Origin of the sequence: Citrobacter sp. wls615 (genome assembly GCF_005281355.1) — a bacterium.
Taxonomy (GTDB): Bacteria; Pseudomonadota; Gammaproteobacteria; order Enterobacterales; family Enterobacteriaceae; genus Citrobacter; species Citrobacter werkmanii.
Window position 1 is genome coordinate 195,095 of record NZ_SZXM01000027.1, and the last position, 23,084, is coordinate 218,178.

General features: G+C 50.8%; 25 protein-coding genes and 1 tRNA gene. 14 read left to right on the forward strand and 12 right to left on the reverse strand.

Annotated features, from left to right (window positions below):
• Position 1 precedes the first annotated feature (1 nt).
• The 3 genes from FDX04_RS10590 to FDX04_RS10600 form a co-directional block, all read right to left on the reverse strand.
• Positions 2-1,294: an efflux RND transporter periplasmic adaptor subunit gene (locus tag FDX04_RS10590; RefSeq protein ID WP_061381614.1), complete on the reverse strand. Its 1,293-nt coding sequence runs from the start codon at positions 1,292-1,294 to the stop codon at positions 2-4.
• Positions 1,295-1,370: 76 nt separating this feature from the next.
• Positions 1,371-1,718, reverse strand: coding sequence for a cation efflux system protein CusF (gene cusF, locus FDX04_RS10595; RefSeq protein WP_137370902.1), 348 nt, complete (start codon positions 1,716-1,718; stop codon positions 1,371-1,373).
• Positions 1,719-1,750: 32 nt separating this feature from the next.
• The gene (locus FDX04_RS10600) at positions 1,751-3,133 is read right to left on the reverse strand and encodes an efflux transporter outer membrane subunit (RefSeq protein WP_137370903.1); all 1,383 of its coding nucleotides are present in this window, start codon (positions 3,131-3,133) and stop codon (positions 1,751-1,753) included.
• Between the two features lie 195 nt (positions 3,134-3,328).
• On the opposite strand from FDX04_RS10600, the gene cusR reads away from it, so the two are divergent.
• From cusR to uspF, 5 genes are all read left to right on the forward strand, one after another.
• The gene (gene cusR, locus FDX04_RS10605; protein ID WP_048226190.1) at positions 3,329-4,012 is read left to right on the forward strand and encodes a copper response regulator transcription factor CusR; all 684 of its coding nucleotides are present in this window, start codon (positions 3,329-3,331) and stop codon (positions 4,010-4,012) included.
• Positions 4,002-5,453: a Cu(+)/Ag(+) sensor histidine kinase gene (locus tag FDX04_RS10610; protein ID WP_137370904.1), complete on the forward strand. Its 1,452-nt coding sequence runs from the start codon at positions 4,002-4,004 to the stop codon at positions 5,451-5,453. The genes cusR and FDX04_RS10610 overlap by 11 nt, the downstream gene beginning before the upstream one ends.
• Before the next feature lie 120 nt (positions 5,454-5,573).
• Positions 5,574-5,783, forward strand: a complete 210-nt coding sequence (locus tag FDX04_RS10615; RefSeq protein WP_110498601.1) for a hypothetical protein — start codon at positions 5,574-5,576, stop codon at positions 5,781-5,783.
• A gap of 83 nt (positions 5,784-5,866) precedes the next feature.
• Positions 5,867-6,670: an MBL fold metallo-hydrolase gene (locus FDX04_RS10620; protein WP_137366154.1), complete on the forward strand. Its 804-nt coding sequence runs from the start codon at positions 5,867-5,869 to the stop codon at positions 6,668-6,670.
• 163 nt (positions 6,671-6,833) lie between these two features.
• On the forward strand, positions 6,834-7,262 hold the full coding sequence (uspF, locus tag FDX04_RS10625) for a universal stress protein UspF (protein WP_038638520.1): 429 nt from the start codon (positions 6,834-6,836) through the stop codon (positions 7,260-7,262).
• 205 nt (positions 7,263-7,467) lie between these two features.
• Here uspF and FDX04_RS10630 read toward each other — a convergent pair.
• Both FDX04_RS10630 and FDX04_RS10635 read right to left on the reverse strand, forming a co-directional pair.
• A tRNA-Arg gene (locus FDX04_RS10630) sits at positions 7,468-7,544 on the reverse strand.
• Between the two features lie 38 nt (positions 7,545-7,582).
• Positions 7,583-7,762 carry a hypothetical protein gene (locus tag FDX04_RS10635; protein WP_137370905.1) on the reverse strand — a complete coding sequence of 60 codons (180 nt, stop codon included), beginning with the start codon at positions 7,760-7,762 and terminating at the stop codon, positions 7,583-7,585.
• Positions 7,763-7,799: 37 nt separating this feature from the next.
• On the opposite strand from FDX04_RS10635, the gene fimW reads away from it, so the two are divergent.
• The 3 genes from fimW (at position 7,800) to fimZ (ending at position 10,721) form a co-directional block, all read left to right on the forward strand.
• Complete coding sequence (gene fimW, locus FDX04_RS10640) at positions 7,800-8,393, forward strand: fimbria biosynthesis transcriptional regulator FimW (protein ID WP_137370906.1); 594 nt, start codon at positions 7,800-7,802, stop codon at positions 8,391-8,393.
• 386 nt (positions 8,394-8,779) lie between these two features.
• Positions 8,780-9,502: a fimbriae Y protein gene (locus FDX04_RS10645; protein ID WP_137360538.1), complete on the forward strand. Its 723-nt coding sequence runs from the start codon at positions 8,780-8,782 to the stop codon at positions 9,500-9,502.
• A gap of 586 nt (positions 9,503-10,088) precedes the next feature.
• Positions 10,089-10,721, forward strand: coding sequence for a fimbria biosynthesis transcriptional regulator FimZ (gene fimZ, locus FDX04_RS10650; RefSeq protein WP_038638509.1), 633 nt, complete (start codon positions 10,089-10,091; stop codon positions 10,719-10,721).
• A gap of 49 nt (positions 10,722-10,770) precedes the next feature.
• Here fimZ and sfmF read toward each other — a convergent pair whose 3' ends face one another.
• From sfmF to fimA, 6 genes are all read right to left on the reverse strand, one after another.
• Entirely contained in the window at positions 10,771-11,307 is a 537-nt protein-coding gene (sfmF, locus tag FDX04_RS10655) for a fimbria assembly protein (protein ID WP_038638506.1), read from the reverse strand.
• Complete coding sequence (gene fimH, locus FDX04_RS10660; protein WP_137370907.1) at positions 11,300-12,307, reverse strand: type 1 fimbria D-mannose specific adhesin FimH; 1,008 nt, start codon at positions 12,305-12,307, stop codon at positions 11,300-11,302. Before fimH ends, sfmF begins: the two co-directional genes overlap by 8 nt.
• Before the next feature lie 4 nt (positions 12,308-12,311).
• On the reverse strand, positions 12,312-14,933 hold the full coding sequence (locus FDX04_RS10665; protein ID WP_137370908.1) for a fimbrial biogenesis usher protein: 2,622 nt from the start codon (positions 14,931-14,933) through the stop codon (positions 12,312-12,314).
• 7 nt (positions 14,934-14,940) lie between these two features.
• Positions 14,941-15,633, reverse strand: coding sequence for a type 1 fimbria chaperone FimC (fimC, locus tag FDX04_RS10670; RefSeq protein WP_061381604.1), 693 nt, complete (start codon positions 15,631-15,633; stop codon positions 14,941-14,943).
• A 41-nt stretch (positions 15,634-15,674) separates the two neighbouring features.
• The gene (fimI, locus tag FDX04_RS10675) at positions 15,675-16,208 is read right to left on the reverse strand and encodes a type 1 fimbrial protein subunit FimI (protein ID WP_042309947.1); all 534 of its coding nucleotides are present in this window, start codon (positions 16,206-16,208) and stop codon (positions 15,675-15,677) included.
• 77 nt (positions 16,209-16,285) lie between these two features.
• Positions 16,286-16,840, reverse strand: a complete 555-nt coding sequence (fimA, locus tag FDX04_RS10680; protein ID WP_061381603.1) for a type 1 fimbrial major subunit FimA — start codon at positions 16,838-16,840, stop codon at positions 16,286-16,288.
• A 571-nt stretch (positions 16,841-17,411) separates the two neighbouring features.
• Between fimA and folD the strand changes: the two genes are divergently transcribed.
• Together folD and ybcJ are read left to right on the forward strand one after the other, a co-directional pair.
• Complete coding sequence (gene folD, locus FDX04_RS10685; RefSeq protein WP_003021887.1) at positions 17,412-18,278, forward strand: bifunctional methylenetetrahydrofolate dehydrogenase/methenyltetrahydrofolate cyclohydrolase FolD; 867 nt, start codon at positions 17,412-17,414, stop codon at positions 18,276-18,278.
• 1 nt (position 18,279) lies between these two features.
• Positions 18,280-18,492, forward strand: a complete 213-nt coding sequence (ybcJ, locus tag FDX04_RS10690; RefSeq protein ID WP_016152124.1) for a ribosome-associated protein YbcJ — start codon at positions 18,280-18,282, stop codon at positions 18,490-18,492.
• 95 nt (positions 18,493-18,587) lie between these two features.
• Here the strand turns inward: ybcJ and cysS are convergent, their stop codons facing one another.
• A complete protein-coding gene (gene cysS, locus FDX04_RS10695; RefSeq protein WP_137370909.1) occupies positions 18,588-19,973 on the reverse strand; it encodes a cysteine--tRNA ligase in 1,386 nt (461 codons plus the stop codon).
• Positions 19,974-20,146: 173 nt separating this feature from the next.
• Between cysS and ppiB the strand changes: the two genes are divergently transcribed.
• The 4 genes from ppiB (at position 20,147) to purK (ending at position 23,058) form a co-directional block, all read left to right on the forward strand.
• Positions 20,147-20,641 carry a peptidylprolyl isomerase B gene (gene ppiB / locus FDX04_RS10700; RefSeq protein ID WP_003021875.1) on the forward strand — a complete coding sequence of 165 codons (495 nt, stop codon included), beginning with the start codon at positions 20,147-20,149 and terminating at the stop codon, positions 20,639-20,641.
• Between the two features lie 2 nt (positions 20,642-20,643).
• On the forward strand, positions 20,644-21,366 hold the full coding sequence (gene lpxH / locus FDX04_RS10705) for a UDP-2,3-diacylglucosamine diphosphatase (RefSeq protein ID WP_137360440.1): 723 nt from the start codon (positions 20,644-20,646) through the stop codon (positions 21,364-21,366).
• 118 nt (positions 21,367-21,484) lie between these two features.
• Entirely contained in the window at positions 21,485-21,994 is a 510-nt protein-coding gene (gene purE, locus FDX04_RS10710) for a 5-(carboxyamino)imidazole ribonucleotide mutase (RefSeq protein WP_042309959.1), read from the forward strand.
• Entirely contained in the window at positions 21,991-23,058 is a 1,068-nt protein-coding gene (gene purK / locus FDX04_RS10715; protein ID WP_137360439.1) for a 5-(carboxyamino)imidazole ribonucleotide synthase, read from the forward strand. Before purE ends, purK begins: the two co-directional genes overlap by 4 nt.
• The last annotated feature ends 26 nt before the right edge of the window (positions 23,059-23,084 follow it).

The following is a 23,084-nucleotide window of genomic DNA, read 5'->3' on the forward strand; positions in this document are numbered from 1 at the left end:
CTCAATGTGAATGGGTCGCCTGGGCCGGCATCGCGCCTGCGTCTTGCGCACCACTGTTCTGGGCGCGCATACGGTCAAGGGCACCAGAAATATTCGCCTCGGAGTCAATCAGGAACAGACCGCTGGACACCACTTTTTCACCTTCAGTCAGGCCTGAGCGAATAGCCGTCTGCCCCTGAGATTCATGGAAAACAGCCACCTGCTTCGGCACAAATCGACCTTCCTGATCAACGGTAATCACCCGCTGTTCGGTACCCGTATCAATTAACGCTTTAGACGGGATCAGCAGCATCGGCTCGCTTTGCGTTTTCAATTGCAGGTAAGCATTCATTCCAGGCTTGAGCGCTTCGTCGGGGTTATCAACCTGCAAACGCAGCTGGAGGGTACGCGTGGTGGCATCAACGCTTGGCAAAATACTCCACTTACTGATGGTGAATGGCTTATCCGGCCAGGCAGGAACCGTGATGCGAAATTGCGAGGCGTCTTTAATCAGCCAGGCAATAGATTCCGGGACCGACGCGCTGACCCATACCGGATCCATTCCCTGAATTTTCGCGACCACATTGTCTTTAGAAATGTTCATGCCGGTACGCAAATCGAATGCGGTGATCACCCCATCAATGGGGGCTTTCAGGGTAAAGCGGGTCTGAATTTTACGCGTCGACTTTAAACGCTGGATATCCGCTTCCGGCATACCGGCAAGGCGTAATCGCTCCAGAATCCCTTCCACCTGCGTCGCGCTGCCGCCGGTCTCGCGCAGCAGCAAATATTCGCTCTGTGCCTCAACCCAGTCAGGAATCGTCAGGTCAATGAGCGGAGAACCCTTCTTGATTTTGTCACCCACGGTAAGCGGGTAAACCTTCTCGATAAAGCCAGCGGAGCGTGCCTGGACAATAACAAACTGGTATTCGTTATAGCTCACGTTAGCCGGGAAAGTTTGCGCATAGTGCAGTGGTCCCCGACGCACGGGTTCCGTTTTTAGCCCCAGATTCTGGGTCTGAGTGGGATCGATGCGCACACCAGGTGCTGACGCGCTTGCGGTCTCTTCATCGGCATATTTCGGGATTAAATCCATATCCATGAACGGCGATTTGCCCGGCTTGTCAAAACGCGTATTCGGATACATGGGGTCATACCAGAACAGAACTTTTCTGGCTTCTTTTGGCGAAGCCTGTCCGGTTTCGGTCGATACTTTTGCGGATGAATAATAAGTATAAACACCGACAGAAATAATTCCGCCTGCAATCATGCCAGCGAGAATAAGCGCGGTATTTTTAATATTTAAAGACGCCATAATGATTTCCATTGCGCGATAATCTCACCCGCGCTCGCAAGAACCCGGGCAAGAATTAAAGAGACCAGCGAGAACGTTATTTATTGATGTGAATATCGCGTAAAACAGAGATATTTCCCTGCTGAACAAACGTAAACGCGACCTTATCACCCGGCTTAATATCGTCAGCCCTGGTATCGGCCACCAGCGTAAAACGCATCGTCATGGCCGGCCAGTTCACCGCCGGAATATGATCATGTTTAATCGTGACTTTTTTACTCTCCATATCAACAGCTTCAATCACCCCGGTAGCGCTAATGCGTTGTTCCTGCTGAGCCGCCGGCTGCATATTCATCATCTCGCTATGTTGATGCTCATTGGCCTGAGCGTTAAATATGACCACAGAGAAAAGGCTTAACAGCACGGCTTTGGCGGTAGTATTCATAATTGATGCTCCTGAAAAGTTAATATTAAGGATTACTCCACCCAACCGCCGCCTAAGGCAGCAAACAGCTTAATTTCATTAACCTGCTGGGAGTAATTAAGATCGAGCAGCGATTGCTGCGTGGCAAATAAAGAACGTTCAGCATCCAGAACTTCGATATAGCTAACCGCGCCATTCTGATAAAGCGCTCTGGCGCGTTGTAGCGTGATTTGCAATGACGCCAGGTAGCGCTGCTGGCCGCTAATTTGCTCGGCAATGCTTTGGCGCAACGCCAGCGCATCCGCCACCTCTTTAAATGCGCCCTGAATCTTTTGTTCGTAATTCACCACCGACTGCTGTTGGCGAATTTCAGCCAGATCGAGATTGGACTGATTACGTCCGGCGTTAAAAATGGGAATATCTATTTTGGAGACAAAATTCCACATGCCGCTGGCAGCATTAAATAAGCTGGAGAGATCGCTGCTGCTACTGGACACAGAGCTGGTCAGGGTAATCGACGGGAAAAATGCCGCCCGCGCGGCGCCAATATTGGCATTCGCCGCCATTAATCCGTGCTCAGCTTCCATAATATCCGGGCGCTGCAACAGTATCTGCGACGAGAGTGATGGCGGCAGCGTAACCGGTTTAATATCTCCGCGACTGAGCGCCCGATCCTCGGGTAATTTTCCGTAGGTACCCAGCAACAGTTGCAGCGCGTTATTCGCCTGCGCCAGTTCACCTTTACGCTTCGCGATTTCGCTGCGCGTACTTTCAATCACGCCCCGCGCCTGTTCCAGCGCCAGTACGTTAGTGCTACCGGTGACCAGTTGTTTTTCAACAAAGGCGTAGGAACGCTGATAGTTTTGCAGCGTTTCTTCGGCAATTTGCAGTTGTGCATAAGCCAGACGCTGATTGAAATAACTTTGCGACACGTTAGAGATTAATGAGATATGTACCGCCCGACGCGCCTCTTCGCTGGCAAAGAAATTCTGTCGATCGGCTTCACTCATATTTTTCAGCCGACCAAAAAAATCCAAATCGAAACTGAGATTCAGCCCGGCCTCGAATTCGCGATCGGTGCTGCTGTCGCCTTTTAATTTACCGCTGTAGGTACCGCTGGAGCCTGCCGTAATTTGCGGATAGCGGTCAGCGTCCGTGACGCCATATTGCGCTCGCGCCTCCTGAACCTTCAGCACTGCCATACGCAAATCGCGGTTATTGACCAGCGCCTCACCAATCAGCGCCTTCACCTGGTCGTCAACGAAGAAGGTTCGCCAACCGGTGTCCTGATAATTCCCAGAGGCTGACACCAGCGCATTCTGGCTTAAGGAGAATTGCTGTGGCACCGGTAAAGCCGGGCGCTGATAGTCCGGCGCTAATGAACAACCGGCGAGAACGAATATCGCGCTGAGGGTAAGAAGCTTAAATTTGCTCATAGTTCTTCTCGTCCTGACCGGACTGATGACCCTAAAATATGTAGGAATTTATAGGGTTGTACTTTAACGAAGTGACTCTGTTTAACCGGTGACAGGAAAATGACAAAACTGTCATTTTCCCAATAACCGATTGCTATCCGATCCCGCTTCCCTAGAATTGAAAGTCCGCACAACCAGTGCGAGAAGGAGAATGCGATGAAGGTTTTGATAGTCGAAGATGAGAAAAAAACCGGTGAATACCTGACGAAAGGCCTGACGGAAGCGGGTTTTGTCGTGGATTTAGCGGATAACGGCCTGAACGGGTATCACCTGGCGATGACCGGCGATTACGACCTGCTCATACTCGACATCATGCTGCCGGATGTAAACGGCTGGGATATCGTGCGGATGCTGCGTTCCGCCAACAAAGGAATGCCCATTCTTCTCCTCACCGCACTGGGTACCATTGAACATCGGGTTAAAGGTCTGGAATTGGGTGCTGATGATTACCTGGTTAAACCGTTCGCCTTCGCCGAACTGCTGGCACGGGTCAGAACGTTGCTACGTCGAGGCGCGGCGGTGATTGTCGAAAGCCAGTTTCAGGTCGCGGATTTAATGGTCGATCTGGTCAGCAGAAAAGTCACCCGCAGCGGTACGCGCATCACCCTGACCAGCAAAGAATTTACGCTGCTTGAGTTTTTTCTGCGCCATCAGGGGGAAGTTTTACCCCGCTCGCTGATCGCCTCCCAGGTCTGGGATATGAATTTTGACAGCGATACAAATGCCATCGACGTCGCAGTTAAGCGTCTGCGCGCCAAAATTGATAACGACTTTGAGCCGAAACTGATTCAGACCGTACGCGGCGTAGGATATATGCTTGAGGTTCCTGATGGCCAGTAAACGATGGCGACGCCCTTTTTCGCTGGCGACACGACTGACCTTTTTTATCAGCCTGGCGACAATTGCTTCATTTTTCGCCTTTGCATGGATAATGATCCACTCCGTAAAAGTCCACTTCGCCGAGCAGGACATCAATGACTTACAAGAGATTAGCGCCACGCTGGAGCGGATTATTAGCCAACCCAACGAGCCAGAATCACTCCGCCTGGAAACGCTAAAAAATGTGGTGGCGGGTTACTCGAACGTCATTATTTCTCTGGAAGATAGCAATCAGAAGGCTATTTTTCATTCACCTGGCACCCCGGATCTCCGGCAATTTATTGCCAGTGCAAGGCCGGATAAAAATGCCCATGCCCGCGATGTCTTTATTATATCTGGTCCCATGCTGCAAACGCCCAAACATACGCACGGGCAGATGACATCATCAAACTGGCGCATGATTCGTTTGCCTGTCGGACAGCTTGCCAATGGAAAACCGGCATATACGCTGTACCTGGCGTTATCGATCGATTTTCATCTGCACTATATTAATGACCTGAAAAACAAACTGATTATGACAGCATCGCTGATTAGTATGATGATTGTTTTTATCGTGCTGTTCGCCGTTTATAAAGGCCATGAGCCTATCCGTAATGTCAGTCGCCGCATCCAAAATATCACCTCGAAAGATCTCGACGTACGCCTCGACCCGCAAGCCGTGCCTATTGAACTGGAACAGCTGGTAAGTTCGTTTAATCACATGATCGAACGCATCGAGGATGTTTTTAAACGTCAGTCGAATTTCTCAGCGGATATTGCCCATGAGATCCGCACCCCAATTACCAACCTGGTCACGCAAACAGAAATTGCGCTGAGCCAGACCCGTAGCCAAAAAGAGCTGGAGGACGTGCTGTATTCCAATCTCGAAGAATTTGGCCGGATGTCGAAGATGGTGAGTGACATGCTGTTTCTGGCGCAAGCGGACAACAATCAACTGATCCCGGAAAAGACCGCGCTCAATCTGGCTGATGAGGTCAGTAAAGTGTTCGACTTTTTCGAAGCCTGGGCAGAAGAGCGTGAGGTTGGTTTACGCTTTGAGGGGCGCGAATGCTGGGTATCGGGCGATCCGTTAATGTTACGCCGGGCAATGAGTAATCTGCTTTCAAACGCCATGCGCTATACGCCAAAAGGCGAGTCAGTGACCGTGCGGGTGAAAGAGGCCGATGAACAGGTGCAGATAGTCGTTGAGAACCCCGGCCCGCCAATTCCTCCGCAACATCTTCCGCGACTGTTTGACCGCTTCTATCGGGTAGATCCTTCCCGGCAACGTAAGGGAGAAGGCAGCGGTATTGGCCTTGCGATCGTGAAATCGATAGTCATTGCCCATCAGGGAAAAGTTGCGGTGACATCTGATTCACATGCCACCCGCTTTATTCTGACGCTGCCCCGGCATGCAATTTAATCTTTAGTGACGACGGTTAAGTCATTCCTGTTCTCTGACTTAACCGTCATATTCCTGTCACGTCGCTGACAGCGTGCGCTAATTATAATTTCTTCCGTAAACCCACACAGGAGAAATATGATGAATAAGATGTCCTCTTTTTTAGCTATCGCGTTTTTTATCTCAGCGGGCGTTAATGCGGCAGAAACGTCATCCCATGCACAATCATTTTCACAAATGAATGAACATGAAAAAGCGATGGTAGTACATCAGTCGACAAATAATGCTCATTCCTATGCCCATGAGCAACAGGCGGAAAAACACCGTGCGCAGGCAAACTCTGCACAATAACGGATAACGCCAAAGGGCGCTGCGATCACAGCGCTCTCAAAAGCAGTGCGATACAGTATGCCGTTTTAAGACTGGAGTCAGGCATGGCTTTAACCCTCACGGTATTGCTTGAAAACCGGCGCGCTGCTGGTGCAGATAAATCATTACGGGCAAAGCCTGGATTAAGTCTGTTAATTCAGGATGAAACCACCACCATACTGTTTGATACCGGGCCGGATGACAGCTTCATACTAAACGCTGCGCAAATGGGGATCGACCTGACGCAATTAACCGCCGTGGTGCTGTCACATGGTCATTACGATCATTGTGGCGGCGTCCCCTGGCTTGCCGATAACAGCCGTATTATTTGCCATCCTCAAATAGCCTGCGAGCGTTACGCGTCGATAACGCTTGCGGGAAAGCCGCGACAAATTAAAAAACTCTCCCGCGATAACGACTACTCTCGTCTGAATATGGAATACACCCGCGAACCGTTGGCGATAAGCGATCGTTTTTTGTGGTCCGGGGAAATTAGCGTACCCACACCGCAAGCCTACGGTATTATTCGCGAGAAAACGCCTCAGCCGGATTACATCAGCGATGAAGGCGTATTGATCTATAAATCTGACCGCGGGCTGGTGATCATTACCGGCTGCGGGCACCGGGGAATAGAAAATATCGTCCGCCATTGCCAGAACATCACCGGCATTGGCAAAATTCACGCCCTCATCGGTGGGTTCCATTTACGCGCCGCCTCCCCCGCTAAGCTGTGGCGGACGCGGCAATTTATTAAGCAGCAGCAACCGGAAAAACTGCTCGGCTGTCATTGTACCGGTTCGTGGGGACGGATGTGGCTACCGGGAACAAAAGCCCCGGCAACGGGGGATGTCATCGTGCTGGCGAACTAAAGGCGGTAAAACGTGCTCCACATCTGCATTAGAAAACGGGAACTTACGTTCCCCGTTTATCATTAACGACAATTATGCACGTAACCTTGATCTGGTCACTTATTATACAGAGACAACCTTGGATACACTCAGGATAGAGGTAAACAAACAGGAGGTAGTGAATATGTATCGCTCAATTCTGGTGCCCATTGATATCTCTGAAGCCGATTTAACCCGCCATGTTGTGCCGCAGGTTCAGGCGCATGCCAAAACCGCCAAGGTCCATTTTCTGGCCGTTATTCCTACCGTTCCGTTCTATGCCTCGCTGGGACTGGCCTACTCTAGCGAATTCCCGGACCGCAGTGGTCTGCAGGCCAAGGCCAGCGAAAAACTCGAAGAGATTGTTAAGCAATTCAACATTCCTGCTGGCAGGAGTCAAATCCACGTCGTTTACGGCCCGCCGAAGGATCAGATCCTCAAACTGGCGGAAGCGGTTGACGCCGAACTTATCGTCATCGCCTCGCATAAGCCCGGTTTTAGCACCTACCTGCTGGGTTCAACGGCTTCTGCCGTAGTGCGCCATGCAAAATGTCCGGTGCTGGTTGTACGTTGACACTGGCTAACACAATAAAAACGGGCGTAAATTTTCGCCCGTTTTTATTCCGACGCAGATCAGCACTCAGTGCTGATAACCCAGCACGGGAATGCGCACAGCCAGCAAGATGTGTGCAACGCAGTCTTAATGAAGTAGAAATATGGCTGGAAAAGAAAGGTTCTTAGCGGTACGCAGAAGCTAAGAATTGGGGCTTACTTTGAAATGGTACGCCCTGTAGGATTCGAACCTACGACCTACGGCTTAGAAGGCCGTTGCTCTATCCAACTGAGCTAAGGGCGCATTGTGAAGTGATAACTTCATGCAGAGAAACGCGTGAATTATACGGTCAGCGCTTGCTGAGTCAATGCCTTTTGTTTCAGTTGCTGGCGAAGTGTACGAATGTTGATTTTTTCTGGCCGTTCAAGGGTATCCAGGAAATCACCTGGTAACAACTCAGCCCGCATAGCGCCAGATTTAAGGATACATGTATTTAGAATATTTATGATTTTGCTTAACATTCCCCTACCCTCTTTCCAGCGGTTCAGGAACTCTTCAATGTTAAGTATCGCCATCAAGGAAGAAAATAGTCACTTCGAACACGGGCTGAAAATCATTATTTCCCATCTGGCAAATCAGTGGCATCAGGAGATTAGTTTTTTGCCTGTCGAGGATATCGATCGCGCCGACATCGCGTTTATCTCACTGGATGAAGATTGGCTCAGCGCCGAATGCTATCAGGTTCCGGTTCACACCAGGCGCCAACACCGGGTGGTTATCTGCAACAGAAACGATAAAGATAAGCTGATGTTCCGGCCCTGCCTGTACATGTTGCCGCTGATCTATCGGGAAGATGACGTTGACGAAATCACCAAAAAATTAGTCCTCATCTTGCAAAAACGCGCGTTACGCAACAGCGTACCGGCGACTATCTGCCATTACTGCACCACCCGCAACTTTTCTATCGCAGAGCGCCAGTTCTTAATGTTTCTTGCCAGCGGGTATACGTTAGCCGAAACCGCTCACCTGCTCTCAATCAGCGATATCCATGCCAAAGCAACCCGTCGCAGCATTATGAAAAAGCTGCACGTGAAAAACGATCAGCAATTCTTAAGATACATCCGGGCGCATCTGAACTTTCTACAAAATTAGGTGGAACTTCTCCGCCTAATTTTTTATTGAGAAATATCTCACCATCAATTAAGTATCGGCTCCTACTGTACCTGGCAACTGACTGCCAGAATAATCCAGTCATACTATTCATGAGGTAACCGAAAGGTACACCCGGTAATATTTTAACTAATCCCAGAGAGAGGTTGCACTGGATAAAACGATCTTTTGGGCATTGAGTAAGACATCAGAAAACTTCCGGCAGATTATTCTGATGGGATACTCAATTGCCAGTCTGGTGATTGTTGAAGACATTGAAACCCAACGGCACAAGGGAACTCACCGTCGCGCTGGAAAAATTTGGGTCAGGGATGTTTGTTGTCAGCAATTTATCCAGACCTGCCGCAACAGAAATGGAATGGAAACGGATGCACAGCGCAAAACGCCGGGAACGACATCGCCGTATACGAAACGCTAACTGTACCCATCAATATCCCCACTGTACCTCACAAGTATTCGACCAAATCGAGTATCTGGCGCAAAAAATCGAATACACCATACCGGGCGATACTATATCTCAGGCGATTATTACAGGGGACTATTATCTTGCCTATACACTGAGCCGCCATTTATTCTCAGGCACGCGCACCGCGATCTTCCGGTCCATTGAATCGGCGCTGGTCTGCCTGCAAAAGTCGGTCATTAGTCAGTTAGTGGTTGATATGGAAGGCTTAACAAGCTCTTACTTCGATATTCTTCAGTGCCTGCGTCAACTAATTAAACAGCGGAATGATATCCAAATCTTCATATTGCTTTCCAGTCATGATGAAGATCTTAAAACCTTTATATCACTGTCTGGCCCCTTTTATATCTTATCACGCAGTCTACACCTCCCAGAGATGCGTCAGGCGTTATTATCCCCGGTGCTAAATTATATTCATTCGAGGCGCATAAAGCAGGTCGATTGGGAGATGGTGACCTTACTTTTACAAGGTAACTCCTTAAAAAAGATTGCGCAGTTACAGACACAACCCTACCACCGCATCATCTATCGCCTGAACCAGCTGATTACCCGCCTGGGATTACCAAACCGGCAGCGCTTTTTGCATCTGATACATCGTCTCAACGTTACCTCTCATCATTTAATTTAACACCATAACTCCATGTACAGTAAGATTTTTTAAGAAATTACTTATTTTCACATGAGAAAACTGATCCAATTTTCACAAATATTTAATATTTACAACTATTCCTGGTATTATAGATACCGCCTCTTCCATACTTAACCTTACTGTTTCTGCGTACATCGCTCGAAAATAGTGTTCCCGTTGACTTAACAAAACCTAAACAATTAGCTTATTGTATCGTTTTTACTATTTAAAATAAATTTTCAATCTGCCATAATTCGAACCACAGATAAATAATGCCAATAGCCATTAACACATCTGGATCTTTCAGAACATCCTAACTGCCATTAACAATCGGGATGTTGTAAGTCTTTTCCGAAAGAGCGGAGCAGGTATAATCCTCACTGTTTCCTGATTAATTGTTAGTTTTTCCAGTGTGAAATGGATGTTCCACAAATTCATTGTTCTGTAGAAGAACAACCGAATAAACAAGGACGAAATAGTATTTATTCGGTTCTCCTCAGAACAACTCTTGGCTATTTGACAATATTATAACGCCTGATGTTTTATCAAATTCGCAAGATACGCAAACAGTTTGAGGCATACAACAATGAAACCAGCATCCGTTATCATTATGGACGAACACCCTATTGTCAGAATGTCGATAGAAGTACTCCTCGAAAAAAACAGTAATATTCAGGTTGTGCTGAAAACCGATGACAGCCGCGCGGCAATAGAACATCTACGCACGTACCCTGTCGATCTTGTCATCCTGGATATTGAACTGCCTGGCTCTGATGGCTTTACATTACTCAAGAGAATAAAATCATTGCAGGAGAATACTCGGGTGCTATTTCTGTCTTCAAAATCTGAGTCTTTTTATGCCGGGCGCGCTATTCGCGCCGGGGCAAATGGTTTTGTCAGTAAACGAAAGGATCTAAATGATATCTACAATGCGGTAAAAATGATTTTATCAGGATATTCTTTTTTCCCTTCGGATACACTGAACTTTATTAACAATGTAAATGTGCAAAAAGGTGTATTAAATGATATGCCGCTCTCTAACCGCGAGGTGACGGTTTTGCGTTATCTGGCAAACGGGCTATCCAACAAGGAAATTGCTGAACAGTTGCTACTCAGTAATAAAACGATTAGCGCTCACAAGGCTAATATCTACTCCAAGCTCGGTTTACATACCATCGTTGAACTGATCGACTACGCTAAAATGCATGAATTAATGTAACAACACTCCCGGCGAGATGTCGTTCGGGAGTGTTTTGTCAGCGCAATGATTAGTTATAGTTAATCATAAACGTGGCATCAGCTCTGGCGACACCGGGCTGCACCCCATCAGCCAGCGCGATATAGTTGGCAAAAAAAGTCAGCGTGGCATTGCCATTCTCATCAATACCGACGGTCTGGCTGGCCTGCTCAAGCGGCAATCGCGTCCGGTCGCTATCGCGCAGCTCAATAGCCACCTTTTGCGCCATAAGCGCGTTATCGAGCGCCAGTAGCGTAGTGCCTGGGGCCGGGGTCCCGGAAAACGTTATCGACGCGGATCCCGGCGGGCAGCCTTCAAGCTTCAGCGTAAACGAGACCGGTTGGGTGGTGTCGCCGCTGGTCTGTAACTGCTTTGTCGGCCAGGTGCCTAAATCAACCGACTTATTGCTGTCGCTGGCAATCACCGCGCAGGTAAAATCCACCACGTTACCGCGCAGTTCAATATTGATTTCTCCCAGCGACGAGGCGGCCTGGCATAACGCGCTAAATGCCAGCATCGGCATAATCGCCAGAAATGCCCATGCGGCGGGCTTTTGCTTATTAGTCATAGTCCACTCGTAGATAGCCACGGGCAGTAAAAGGCCCTTCCGTGGGTTTATTACCCGTCACGCTGACCGGCCATGTCCGGATCCCAACACTCGCCGCGGCGTTGTCGTCCAGTTGAAATGGAATAGTGCTGGACAGATTGTTAGGCGTAAGCGGATTACCGCTGCTGTCGGCAACAATGAAACCTAAATCCGGGTTGTTTGAAACCATCATTTGCCCGGAGGCTTTCTCCGCTTCTACCCGCATGGTCAAGTAGGCCTGAGTGGCAACGTTGGTGCATTTTATGGCCACCGTTTTAGTCTGCGGATTAATACCTTCGGGCTTGTTGCCCGCGCCCGCCTTGCTAAACAGCGATGCGCCAATATCGCCAAAATCAAACTCGACAATCTGTCCGGCGTTCACTTCACAGTTTTGTGGAACCTCCACCTTACCGCTGTAACTAATGGTGTAAACCGGCGTACTCAGCGCATCTCCGGTACTGGTAGTGACATAGACTCTGAACATCGTCTGCCGGGGGATAGGTACCATGTTAATAAACGAGCGAATCACTTTTAATTTAAATACCAGGTTGGAATCCTGTACGCCAAAAGGCTTCTGCTTTGATACGTTTGAGTCAACCCCCATCCGGATATAATTGCGCGGTGGATAAAACAACCCGGCGTAGCTGTCGGTGATGCTCATAGCCCCCAGCAGGTAGTCATTGAGTTTCAGGTACTGAAAACCGCCCTCGGTACTTTGAACCGGAAGTTCAGTGACATAGCTTCGATAGGTGTAATCCACCTTCGTCCCTGCCGGACAGGTGGCATTGACGCCAATCCAGCCTGATTTTTCCGGCAACGTCACCACCTGTCCCGGCTGGTTGTTGCTGCTGTTAAAGACATTCGACAGATCGTAAAAAACATCCGTTGGTGTGCCATTCGAATTTTGGCAGACCGTTGCCCAGGACGGTTGCGCCATCAGCAGTAACGCGCTTGCCAGTAACAAACCTGTTTGTCGTTTCATCGTATTATTCCTGTCGTGCCGCTGGCGATTCGCACGTCACATTCGTGAGCGTCACCGCCTGTTTCAGGCTCTCTTCAGGCAAGGCATAATGCGCCACGCAACGAGCGTTTGCGCCTTCCCCCCATTGGATCAGCAACTCGCCTTTAAGCGGCAGGCCGCTCAGGTAAATTTGCCCGTCTTCACCCACCATACTGGTCACGCCGCTGGTGTTTTCACGCACCACGGAGCCAAATGGCACAGCTTTACCGGCATATTTCGCCGTCATCAGCGCCCGCACACCGATACGTGTATCAAACGCCGCTCGCACCAATGCCCCTTGCGTTGGCACGACGCTGCTGACGTTGTTTTCCACATCGGTATTGTTATTCATCGAATTGGTGTCTAACGCGACGCGGTTATAGCGATAGACGGTGGCATACGGCATCACCGCGTATCCACGCCAGTCGGTCTGCACGCCGGTCTGGTTTTCTATCCGCACGCCCTGAGCGCCTGGCGCTTTGATCAACACATTGGTATCGCCGAGCGGCTGACTAAGCGTAATGCCGTCCGCATGTCCTACCACACCGCCGGAAAGCTGCCAGTTGTAGTCATGCTGGTCGCGGTCGTAGTTGTATCCCACACCAAGCGTGCCATAGGCCGCCTGCCAGTTAGCGCTGGCGTTTCCGCTGTAACCATTAGTACTGCTGTGACCCTGATTCACGCTATAGCTCAGGTTACGGCCATCCAGCAACGTACCGCCGATCCCGCTCTGCCAGCTATTTTGTCCGTTGCTATTGCGGTTGGCATTAAAGGTGGCGTAGGTGCGATCGAAGGCATTATCACGCGAGTACCGCCGCCCGCTCAGCAAGCTGAACGGGATTGACATATTGAACGCCAGGATGCGGTCAGTATCGGAGATGCCGACCGATTCATTCCACGACCAGGAGAGTGAATAGCTAATCCCCTGCCAACCGCTGGCATAGCCCAGTTGATACCAGGTATTGGTGTCAGAAGTATTCCAGTACGTTTGCTGGCTACCCGAAATATACAGCGATCCGTAATCCCCCAGATTCTGCGAAATGTTGATCTGGAAACGGCCTTTCTTGCTGTAGCTCAGATTGTGGTAACTCTTCACATCCGGCACGTCGTGGCGATTGCCTTCACTGTCGTATTCGTACTCATAGCCTTCCATACTGCGATACGCGACATCGTCGAGGGTATAGAAGCCACGCGTAGAGTAGCGATAGCCCAGAAGCTGAAAGTTAGTGCCAAAATTGTTCAATGACTTCGCATACAGGAAACGCAAAGACTGCCCCTGGTGCGTACTGTCATCCGCCAATTGGCTGCGCGCATGGGTTAAATCGACGGAAACTGCCCCCCAATCCCCCAGATTTCGCCCGGTACCTAAAACCAGCGCGGTGTAACGTGAGGCTAACTGTGTACCACCATAAGCGGTATAACCCGCTGGTAACCCGGCGATTAATGTTCCCTGGAAAAAGAACGGTGAGGATTGCTGACTATTGCCGCTGCGAAAATCCCCGGCAACCACGTCATACTTGAAACGCCCTTCTCGCTGTAACAACGGAACCGTGGAGTACGGCACCGTATAGCGCTGCTGGCTACCGTCTTTCTCATCCACCGTCACCTCAAGGTCACCGCTGGAGGAGGTCGGGTTAAGATCGGTTATCGCAAAAGCGCCAGGTGAAACATAGCTTTGATAAATCACGTAGCCATTCTGACGAATAGTCAGTTTCGCTGCGGTACGCGCAATGCCCCGCACGGTAGGCGCATAGCCTTGCAAGCTGTCGGGATACATACTGTCTGAGGAATAGAGTCGCGCGCCACGAAACCCGACGCTGTCAAAAACATCATTTCCGGTATTGCTGTCGCCCATCACCAGTTCACCCTTCAGCGGGATAACCGCGCGCTGAAGCCATGTACCGATGTTTTTCCAGCTTTGTGAATGGTATCCGTCGCCTTTGGAATAGCTCCACGCGCCGTTGTTCCTCAGTCGCCAGGGACCATAGTTCAGGCCACTCAACATGCTCAGGAAATAGCTGTCAGTATCGCTCCCACGGCTACCGGTAAAGTTATAGTTAATCAGCGCCGCCGGGATCCCTTCATCCCACTCGTCCGGTGGAATGTAGCCGCGCGCGCTGTTTAACATCGACGCCTGCGGCAGACTGATATTTAAGCGCAAAGTAGAAAAATCAAAGGCAATTTCACTGCCGGGAATCGCCTCAGGCAAATTGATACAGGTCGCGTTCGGCTCCTTACTGAGTGCCGGAAACGCGGCAATATTAACACCCAGGCGCTTCACCCAGTCGAGTCCAAAGCATGGCATCAGTCCGCCAGACTTCTCCCCGGCTTTTCCCGCACTGCTGGCAAAACGAATGTCCTGGGTAGCAACGAATTCATCATTGCGCCAGATATCCACACGATAAACGCCTTCAGGCTGATGATTACCTTTTTCAAAACGTGATAAATCCGCCACGGTTGCGGTATCCGCAGATAAAAATGCCGGATTAAAATAGCTTTCCCCATGGCTTAAAGAGGGAAAGAGCGCCGCCAACGTGGACAACGCCACCCCCGCCAGCGGTGGCGTAACCCCCGGTAACAGGTCAGGAAAATACGTTGTCTTATTCATCGTTATCTCAACGCACGCTTACCGTTTTGGCGGTGGTCACCGCGCCATAATCATTGACCGTCTGGAAAGTAACGTTGCCCTGTACGCCCGTTGGCAGCAGTACCTGCGTATCGCTTTTCGGTGCAACCATGACGTTATCGATCTTCGTTTTCCCCACATTAAGGTTGACCAACGTGACGTAATACGCAGACGGATTGTTGATTTTCAGGTGGTTGCCGGAACGGGAAAACTGCAGCATGCCGGGAGCATCTTCCGGGATGTGCGGCAGATTATTTGGGCGGACAAAAAGTTTAATGCGCGACAAAATCGCCAGTTGCAGAACGTTTTTACCCTCAAGGCTGTTCTTATTGACTGACGGAATGGCTTTCACGTTCATCCAGAACAGCGACTCACGGTCTTTGGGCAGTGGCGCGCCTGCGTAAATGATACGCAGCGTATTTTCGCTTTTAGCCTCACTGACAAACAACGGAGGCGTCACGACAAACGCTTTTTCTTTAACCCCTGCGCTATTCTCGATCCATGAATTTACCAGGTAACGTTCTTTGGTATCGCTATTGCTAATCGACAGCGAAGTTTGTTTGGCATCAGCTGGATAAATAACACGGGTAGCGCCTAATGCAATGCCTCCGGCTGCCTGCACACTGGCAGCAGAAAATAAGGCCAGTAAAAGGATAAAACCTGATTTTAGATTATTAAACATAGCTACAAATACCTTTGATGCGATTATCGTTGGGAAATAAATCAGGGATAAACCAACGTAAACCACACGTCTGAACGAAGTATTCCCGGTGTGATATTTTCCGAGACGGCCCGATAGCGAGCAGTGAAATGAAACGTCATCTCTTGGGTGATAATCGGCGCGTAATGAAGCGGTAGAGCATTCGGAATTATTTGCTGTTGTCGCTCGTCAAATAGCGCCAGACCAACCCCCGAAGATGCAGACGCATCGCCGCTGGCCAGAAATACCTGCGGATCTTCCGCTGGCGTCACACCGGCAAACGCAATCCCGACGTGGTCATAAACATCAGAACTACACGACGTTAATCGCAGTGAAAACGGTACGCTGGTAGAGGCAAAGCTTCCCGTTCCGGAGAAGGCATTGGTACGATATTGCCCCATTTGCACCCGCAAATTCTGGCTGTCGGTGGCGACCGTGCAGGCGCCGTTAACGAGCTGCCCTCGTAAGTGGAGGCGTCCGCTTTCCAGTATTACCGTATGAGCAAGCGCAGGCATTACGCACAGCATTCCCGCCAGCGCCACGCCTTTCCCTATCATCTGCCGCATCCTTTTTCATCCCCGGATATTGCCTCATCCAATGAGGCGAACATCATCCTTGCGCGAATCAAAACGGCTTATTCGTACTTCATGATAAACGTCGCGTCGGCATTCGCCTGGCCCGGCGTAGTGCTGTCCGCCGTCGCTTTATAACGGGCAGAGAAACGCAGGGTGTTGGTCCCTTCTACCAGCGCCTGAGCGGTAGAGAAGGTTGCCCCATCAGGCTTCAGCGCGGTGGACGTATTGTCCAGAATTTCAATCCCTACACCGCCCGCGGTAGTGCTGTTATCCGAGGAGGAAACGGCCAGCAGGTTATTGTTAGTGAGGTCGGTCTGACCAGAGAAAGCAACCGCGGCGGTCGCAGCCACTTTCGGGTCACAGTCGTTCAGTACGATAGTGAACGGAATTTGTGCCGTCGTATCGCCTGCTGCAGCAAAACTGGCGGTACGATATTGGCCTAACGTAACAACCTGATCGGATGACTGAGTGCTGACTGCACAGGCTGCATTGACCAGTTCACCTTCAAAATGCACGGTACCACCGCTAACGCTTACCGGATCGGCCGCAACCGCTGCGCCCGCAACTAACATCAGGCTGGCAATAACAGAAGAGGTCATTAATTTACGTTTCATGGATTTCCCTTGAATTACATACATCCGGCTCCGGCGTCCTGCGGGATCCGTTTGAATCATTATCGACATTAAATGTCAGGCTAATTATCTCTGCATCCTGTAAAGATATATATCGCAAGAGAATTAGTTAATTACCCCTACTCTCCTGAGTATTTGATTCACTAATTAATCTTCGCGAATATGACTATTCGTCACAGTGTTAAATTAAACATTTCAATTAATGAAAAATACCTGCAAATCCTTTTAATGCTCCTGGCTAATTCTTATTGGGATCCAGGAAAAGTCTGGGTAAAAATGAGGTAAAAGACACCATAATCAGACGTAACAGACTGGTTTACGGTGCATTAACCTTGAAAACACCAGGGTGATGAGTTGTTTCATTGACGTTAAATTTAATTAGCATGATCATGAGTTATGTGAACGGTCTCAGCGTCTGAACCGACCCTGCCCGCTGACCACGTTCCCCGCAATCGCACGTAAAAACGCAAACGAAAACTGACAGCACGTTCTGCTTCTGACAAAATAGTGACATCCCCTTCGATTTAACGTAACAGACGGAATCCTCTCTCTGATGGCAGCAAAGATTATTGACGGTAAAACGATTGCGCAGCAGGTGCGCTCTGAGGTTGCTCAAAAAGTTCAGGCGCGTTTAGCGGCTGGATTACGCGCCCCAGGCCTGGCTGTTGTGCTGGTAGGTAGCAACCCGGCTTCGCAGATTTATGTCGCGAGTAAACGCAAAGCCTGTGATGAAGTGGGGTTTGTCTCCCGCTCTTATGACCTGCCTGAAACCACCAGCGAGGCGGAGCTTCTTGAGCTGATCGATACGCTCAATGCAGATACCACCATCGACGGTATCCTGGTACAACTGCCATTACCGGCAGGTATCGACAACGTTAAAGTGCTGGAGCGTATTGCACCGGATAAAGACGTAGACGGTTTCCACCCGTATAACGTTGGTCGTCTGTGTCAACGCGCGCCGCGTCTGCGTCCATGTACTCCGCGCGGGATTGTCACTCTGCTTGAGCGTTATAACATCGATACCTATGGTCTGAATGCCGTAGTGATTGGCGCCTCAAATATTGTCGGACGCCCGATGAGCATGGAGCTGCTGCTGGCTGGCTGCACCACCACGGTCACCCACCGATTCACCAAAGATCTGCGTCGCCACGTAGAACATGCGGACCTGCTGATTGTTGCTGTCGGCAAACCTGGCTTTATTCCCGGCGAGTGGATCAAAGAAGGTGCGATTGTGATTGATGTCGGCATCAACCGTCTGGAGAATGGTAAGGTTGTTGGCGATGTGGTCTTTGAAGATGCTGCCGCGCGTGCGTCATATATCACGCCGGTACCGGGCGGCGTAGGCCCAATGACTGTCGCCACACTTATCGAAAACACGCTACAGGCGTGTGTTGAATACCATGATGTAAAGGACGTTTAAGATGGCCACATTTTCACTGGGTAAACACCCTCACGTTGAACTCTGCGATTTGCTGAAGCTGGAAGGCTGGAGCGAAAGCGGCGCCCAGGCAAAGATTGCTATTGGCGAAGGTTTAGTGAAGGTCGATGGCGCTGTTGAAACGCGCAAACGCTGTAAAATCGTTGCCGGACAGACCGTCAGCTTTGAAGGCCACAGCATTAACGTCGTGGCGTGATCCCGAGTGCCGGATGAGGTTAACGACGCATCCGGCCTACCGATCATTCCATCGTAGGCCGGATAAGGCGTTAGACGCCATCCGGCAATAGAGAGTTACTTACGACGCCAGGTGGTGCCCTGCGGGCCATCTTCCAGCACGATGCCCATCTCGTTGAGACGGTCACGCGCGGCGTCAGCTGCCGCCCAGTCTTTGGCTTTACGCGCATCCAGACGCTGCTGAATTAACGCTTCAATTTCAGCAACTTCACCGTCATTCGCCTGCGCGCCGCTTTGCAGGAACGCTTCCGGATCCTGTTCCAGCAGGCCCAGCACGCTGGAGAGCTTGCGCAGATGCGCAGCCATACCGTTAGCCGCCACCATATCTTCACCCTTCAGGCGGTTAACTTCACGCGCCATATCAAACAGCACGGAGTAAGCTTCCGGCGTGTTGAAGTCATCGTCCATCGCTTCAATGAAACGCGCTTCAAAGTCCTCGCCACCCGCAGGGGCAACGGATTTGTCGGTACCACGCAGCGCGGTGTACAGACGTTCCAGCGCAGAACGCGCCTGTTTCAGGTTCTCTTCGCTGTAGTTCAACTGGCTACGGTAATGACCCGACATCAGGAAGTAGCGAATGGTTTCGGCGTCGTAGTATTTCAGCACGTCGCGTACGGTAAAGAAGTTGCCCAGCGATTTGGACATTTTCTCTCGGTCAACCATCACCATCCCGGAGTGCATCCAGTAGTTCACGTATTCGCCATCGTGCGCACAGGTGGACTGCGCGATTTCGTTTTCATGGTGCGGGAACATCAGGTCCGAGCCACCGCCATGAATATCGAAATGGTTGCCCAACTGTTTGCAGTTCATCGCCGAACACTCGATATGCCAGCCCGGACGACCTGCGCCCCATGGAGACGGCCAGCTCGGTTCGCCCTCTTTGGACATTTTCCATAACACGAAGTCCATCGGGTTGCGCTTCACGTCAACCACGTCAACGCGAGCGCCCGCCTGCAACTGATCCAGATCCTGGCGTGACAGCTGACCGTAGTTCGGGTCAGTCGGAACGTCGAACATCACGTCGCCGTTATCGGCGACATAAGCGTGACCTTTGGCGATCAGCTGTTCGGTGATCTCAATAATCTCGGCGATATGGTGCGTAGCGCGAGGTTCCAGATCCGGGCGCAGAATATTCAGCGCATCGAAATCGCTATGCATTTCCGCAATCATACGATCAACCAGCGCGACAAAGCTCTCGCCGTTTTCATTCGCGCGCTTGATGATTTTGTCGTCGATATCGGTAATGTTGCGCACATATTTCAGCTTATAGCCGAGGAAGCGCAGATAACGCGCAACGACATCGAAAGAAACGAAAGTACGTCCGTGGCCAATATGACAGAGATCGTAAACGGTAATACCACACACGTACATGCCGACTTCCCCGGCATGAATAGGTTTGAATTCCTCTTTTTGGCGCGTCAGTGTATTAAAGATTTTTAACATCGAAGATTCCGTGTAGACGTGTGTGGATAGTAAAGTCTGTATAATACCCATAATTTAGACCGGAAGCAGCACACTTTGCGAGGTGATCGCAGCTTGCGGTTATGCTATAACACACCCCTAACTCTGACCCTTGACAGGGTCGAAGCACCAATCTATCGGAACAGGATGCAAAAATGGTTACTTTCCACACTAATCACGGCGATATCGTAATCAAAACGTTTGATGATAAAGCGCCTGAAACAGTTAAAAACTTCCTGGACTACTGCCGCGAAGGTTTTTACAACAACACCATTTTCCACCGTGTTATTAACGGTTTCATGATCCAGGGCGGTGGTTTCGAGCCGGGCATGAAGCAAAAAGCCACGAAAGAAGCGATCAAAAACGAAGCGAACAACGGTCTGAAAAACACCCGTGGTACGCTGGCAATGGCGCGTACTCAGGCTCCGCACTCCGCAACCGCACAGTTCTTCATCAACGTTGCTGACAATGACTTCCTGAACTTCTCCGGCGAAAGCATGCAGGGTTGGGGTTACTGCGTGTTTGCTGAAGTTGTTGAAGGCATGGACGTGGTTGATAAAATCAAAGGCGTTTCCACTGGTCGCAGCGGTATGCATCAGGATGTGCCTAAAGAAGACGTCATCATCGAAAACGTGACCGTCAGCGAGTAATCGTGGCGACACTGTTTATTGCAGATCTTCACCTCTGCACAGAAGAACCGGCGATCACCGCCGGTTTTCTGCGTTTTTTAGCCGGTGATGCGCGACAAGCCGATGCGCTGTACATTCTCGGCGATCTGTTCGAAGCCTGGATTGGCGACGACGACCCTAATCCACTGCATCATCAAATAGCCGCGGCGATAAAATCACTGGCTGATTCCGGCGTTCCCTGCTTTTTTATTCACGGCAACCGTGATTTTCTGCTCGGCAAACGTTTTGCCCGTGAGAGCGGCATGACCTTACTGCCCGAAGAGAAAGTGCTCGACCTGTATGGTCGCAAGGTACTGATCATGCATGGCGACACGTTATGCACCGATGACGCCGGCTATCAGGCGTTTCGCGCAAAAGTGCATCAATCCTGGTTACAAAAACTATTCCTCGCCCTGCCATTATTCATTCGCCAACGTATTGCCGCGAAAATGCGCGCCAACAGCAAAGCAGCCAACAGCAGTAAGTCGCTGGAGATCATGGATGTGAATCAGCAGGCCGTTATTGCCGAGCTGGAAAATCATCAGGTCCAGTGGTTAATTCACGGTCATACCCACCGTCCGGCAGTACACGAACTTACGGCCAATGGGCAACCCGCCTTCCGCGTAGTATTAGGCGCCTGGCACAGCGAAGGTTCGATGATCAAAGTCACACCACACGACGTTGAACTGATCGCATTTCCATTTTAACTCCCCCGTCAAAACGCTTGCTACACAGGCTACGCAATCGTTTTCCTTGACGGTGAATTATGCTATTCTCTGTGGCCTCAAAAGTCGAGTGTAGTGCACCACAGGAGTTTTCAGACGCATGTCTTCCCGCAATAATCCGGCGCGTGTCGCCATCGTGATGGGGTCCAAAAGCGACTGGGCTACCATGCAGTTCGCCGCCGAAATCTTCGAAATGCTGGACGTTCCACATCATGTTGAGGTCGTCTCTGCTCACCGTACCCCAGACAAACTGTTCAGTTTCGCCGAAGGCGCTGAAGAGAACGGTTATCAGGTGATTATCGCCGGTGCCGGTGGTGCTGCACATTTGCCTGGTATGATTGCGGCGAAAACGCTGGTGCCTGTTTTAGGCGTTCCGGTACAAAGCGCAGCGTTGAGCGGCGTAGACAGTCTCTACTCCATCGTACAGATGCCTCGCGGTATTCCGGTGGGCACGTTGGCGATCGGCAAAGCGGGCGCGGCCAATGCGGCCCTGCTGGCCGCGCAAATTCTGGCAACACACGACAAAGAATTGCATCAGCGTCTGGCTGAGTGGCGTAAAGCGCAAACCGACGAGGTGCTGGAGAACCCGGACCCGCGAGGTGTCGCATGAAGCAGGTCTGTGTACTCGGCAATGGTCAGTTAGGACGCATGCTGCGTCAGGCCGGTGAGCCGCTGGGGATTGCGGTCTGGCCCGTCGGGCTGGACGCCGAACCCGCTGCCGTTCCTTTTCAGCAAAGCGTGATCACCGCAGAGATTGAGCGCTGGCCGGAAACGGCGCTCACTCGCGAACTGGCGCGTCATCCGGCGTTTGTTAACCGCGACGTCTTCCCGATTATTGCTGACCGTCTGACGCAAAAACAGCTTTTTGACAAACTCAACCTGGCGACTGCGCCATGGCAACTGCTGGCGGATAAAAGCGAATGGTCTGCGGTGTTCGACAAACTCGGCGAGTTGGCGATTGTGAAGCGTCGCGTCGGCGGCTACGACGGTCGTGGACAGTGGCGTTTACGCGCAAATGAAACCGCACAACTGCCAGACGACTGCTACGGCGAGTGCATTGTCGAGCGAGGAATCAACTTCTCCGGTGAAGTCTCGCTGGTTGGCGCGCGTGCGCACGACGGCAGCACCGTCTTCTATCCGTTGACCCATAACCTGCATCAGGACGGCATTCTGCGCACCAGCGTGGTATTTCCGCAGGCTAACGCTAAACAACAGGCGCAGGCCGAAGCGATGCTCTCTGCCATCATGCAGGAGCTGGGCTATGTCGGTGTGATGGCGATGGAGTGTTTCATCACCCCGGAAGGTCTGCTGATTAATGAACTGGCTCCGCGCGTGCACAACAGCGGGCACTGGACGCAAAACGGCGCCAGCATCAGCCAGTTTGAACTGCATCTGCGCGCCATTACCGGCCTGCCGCTGCCGACGCCGGTGGTGAACAATTCTTCGGTGATGGTAAACCTGATCGGCAGCGACCTGAACTACGACTGGCTGAAGCTGCCGCTGGTGCATCTGCACTGGTATGACAAAGAGGTACGCGAAGGGCGTAAGGTGGGACACCTGAACCTGAGCGACAGCGATACCGCGCGCCTTAGCGCCACGCTGGAAGCGCTCATTCCCCTGCTGCCGCCGGAATATGCCAGCGGTATCATCTGGGCGCAGTCAAAGCTGAAATAAGCCATTAATGCCGGGGAGTTGATTTT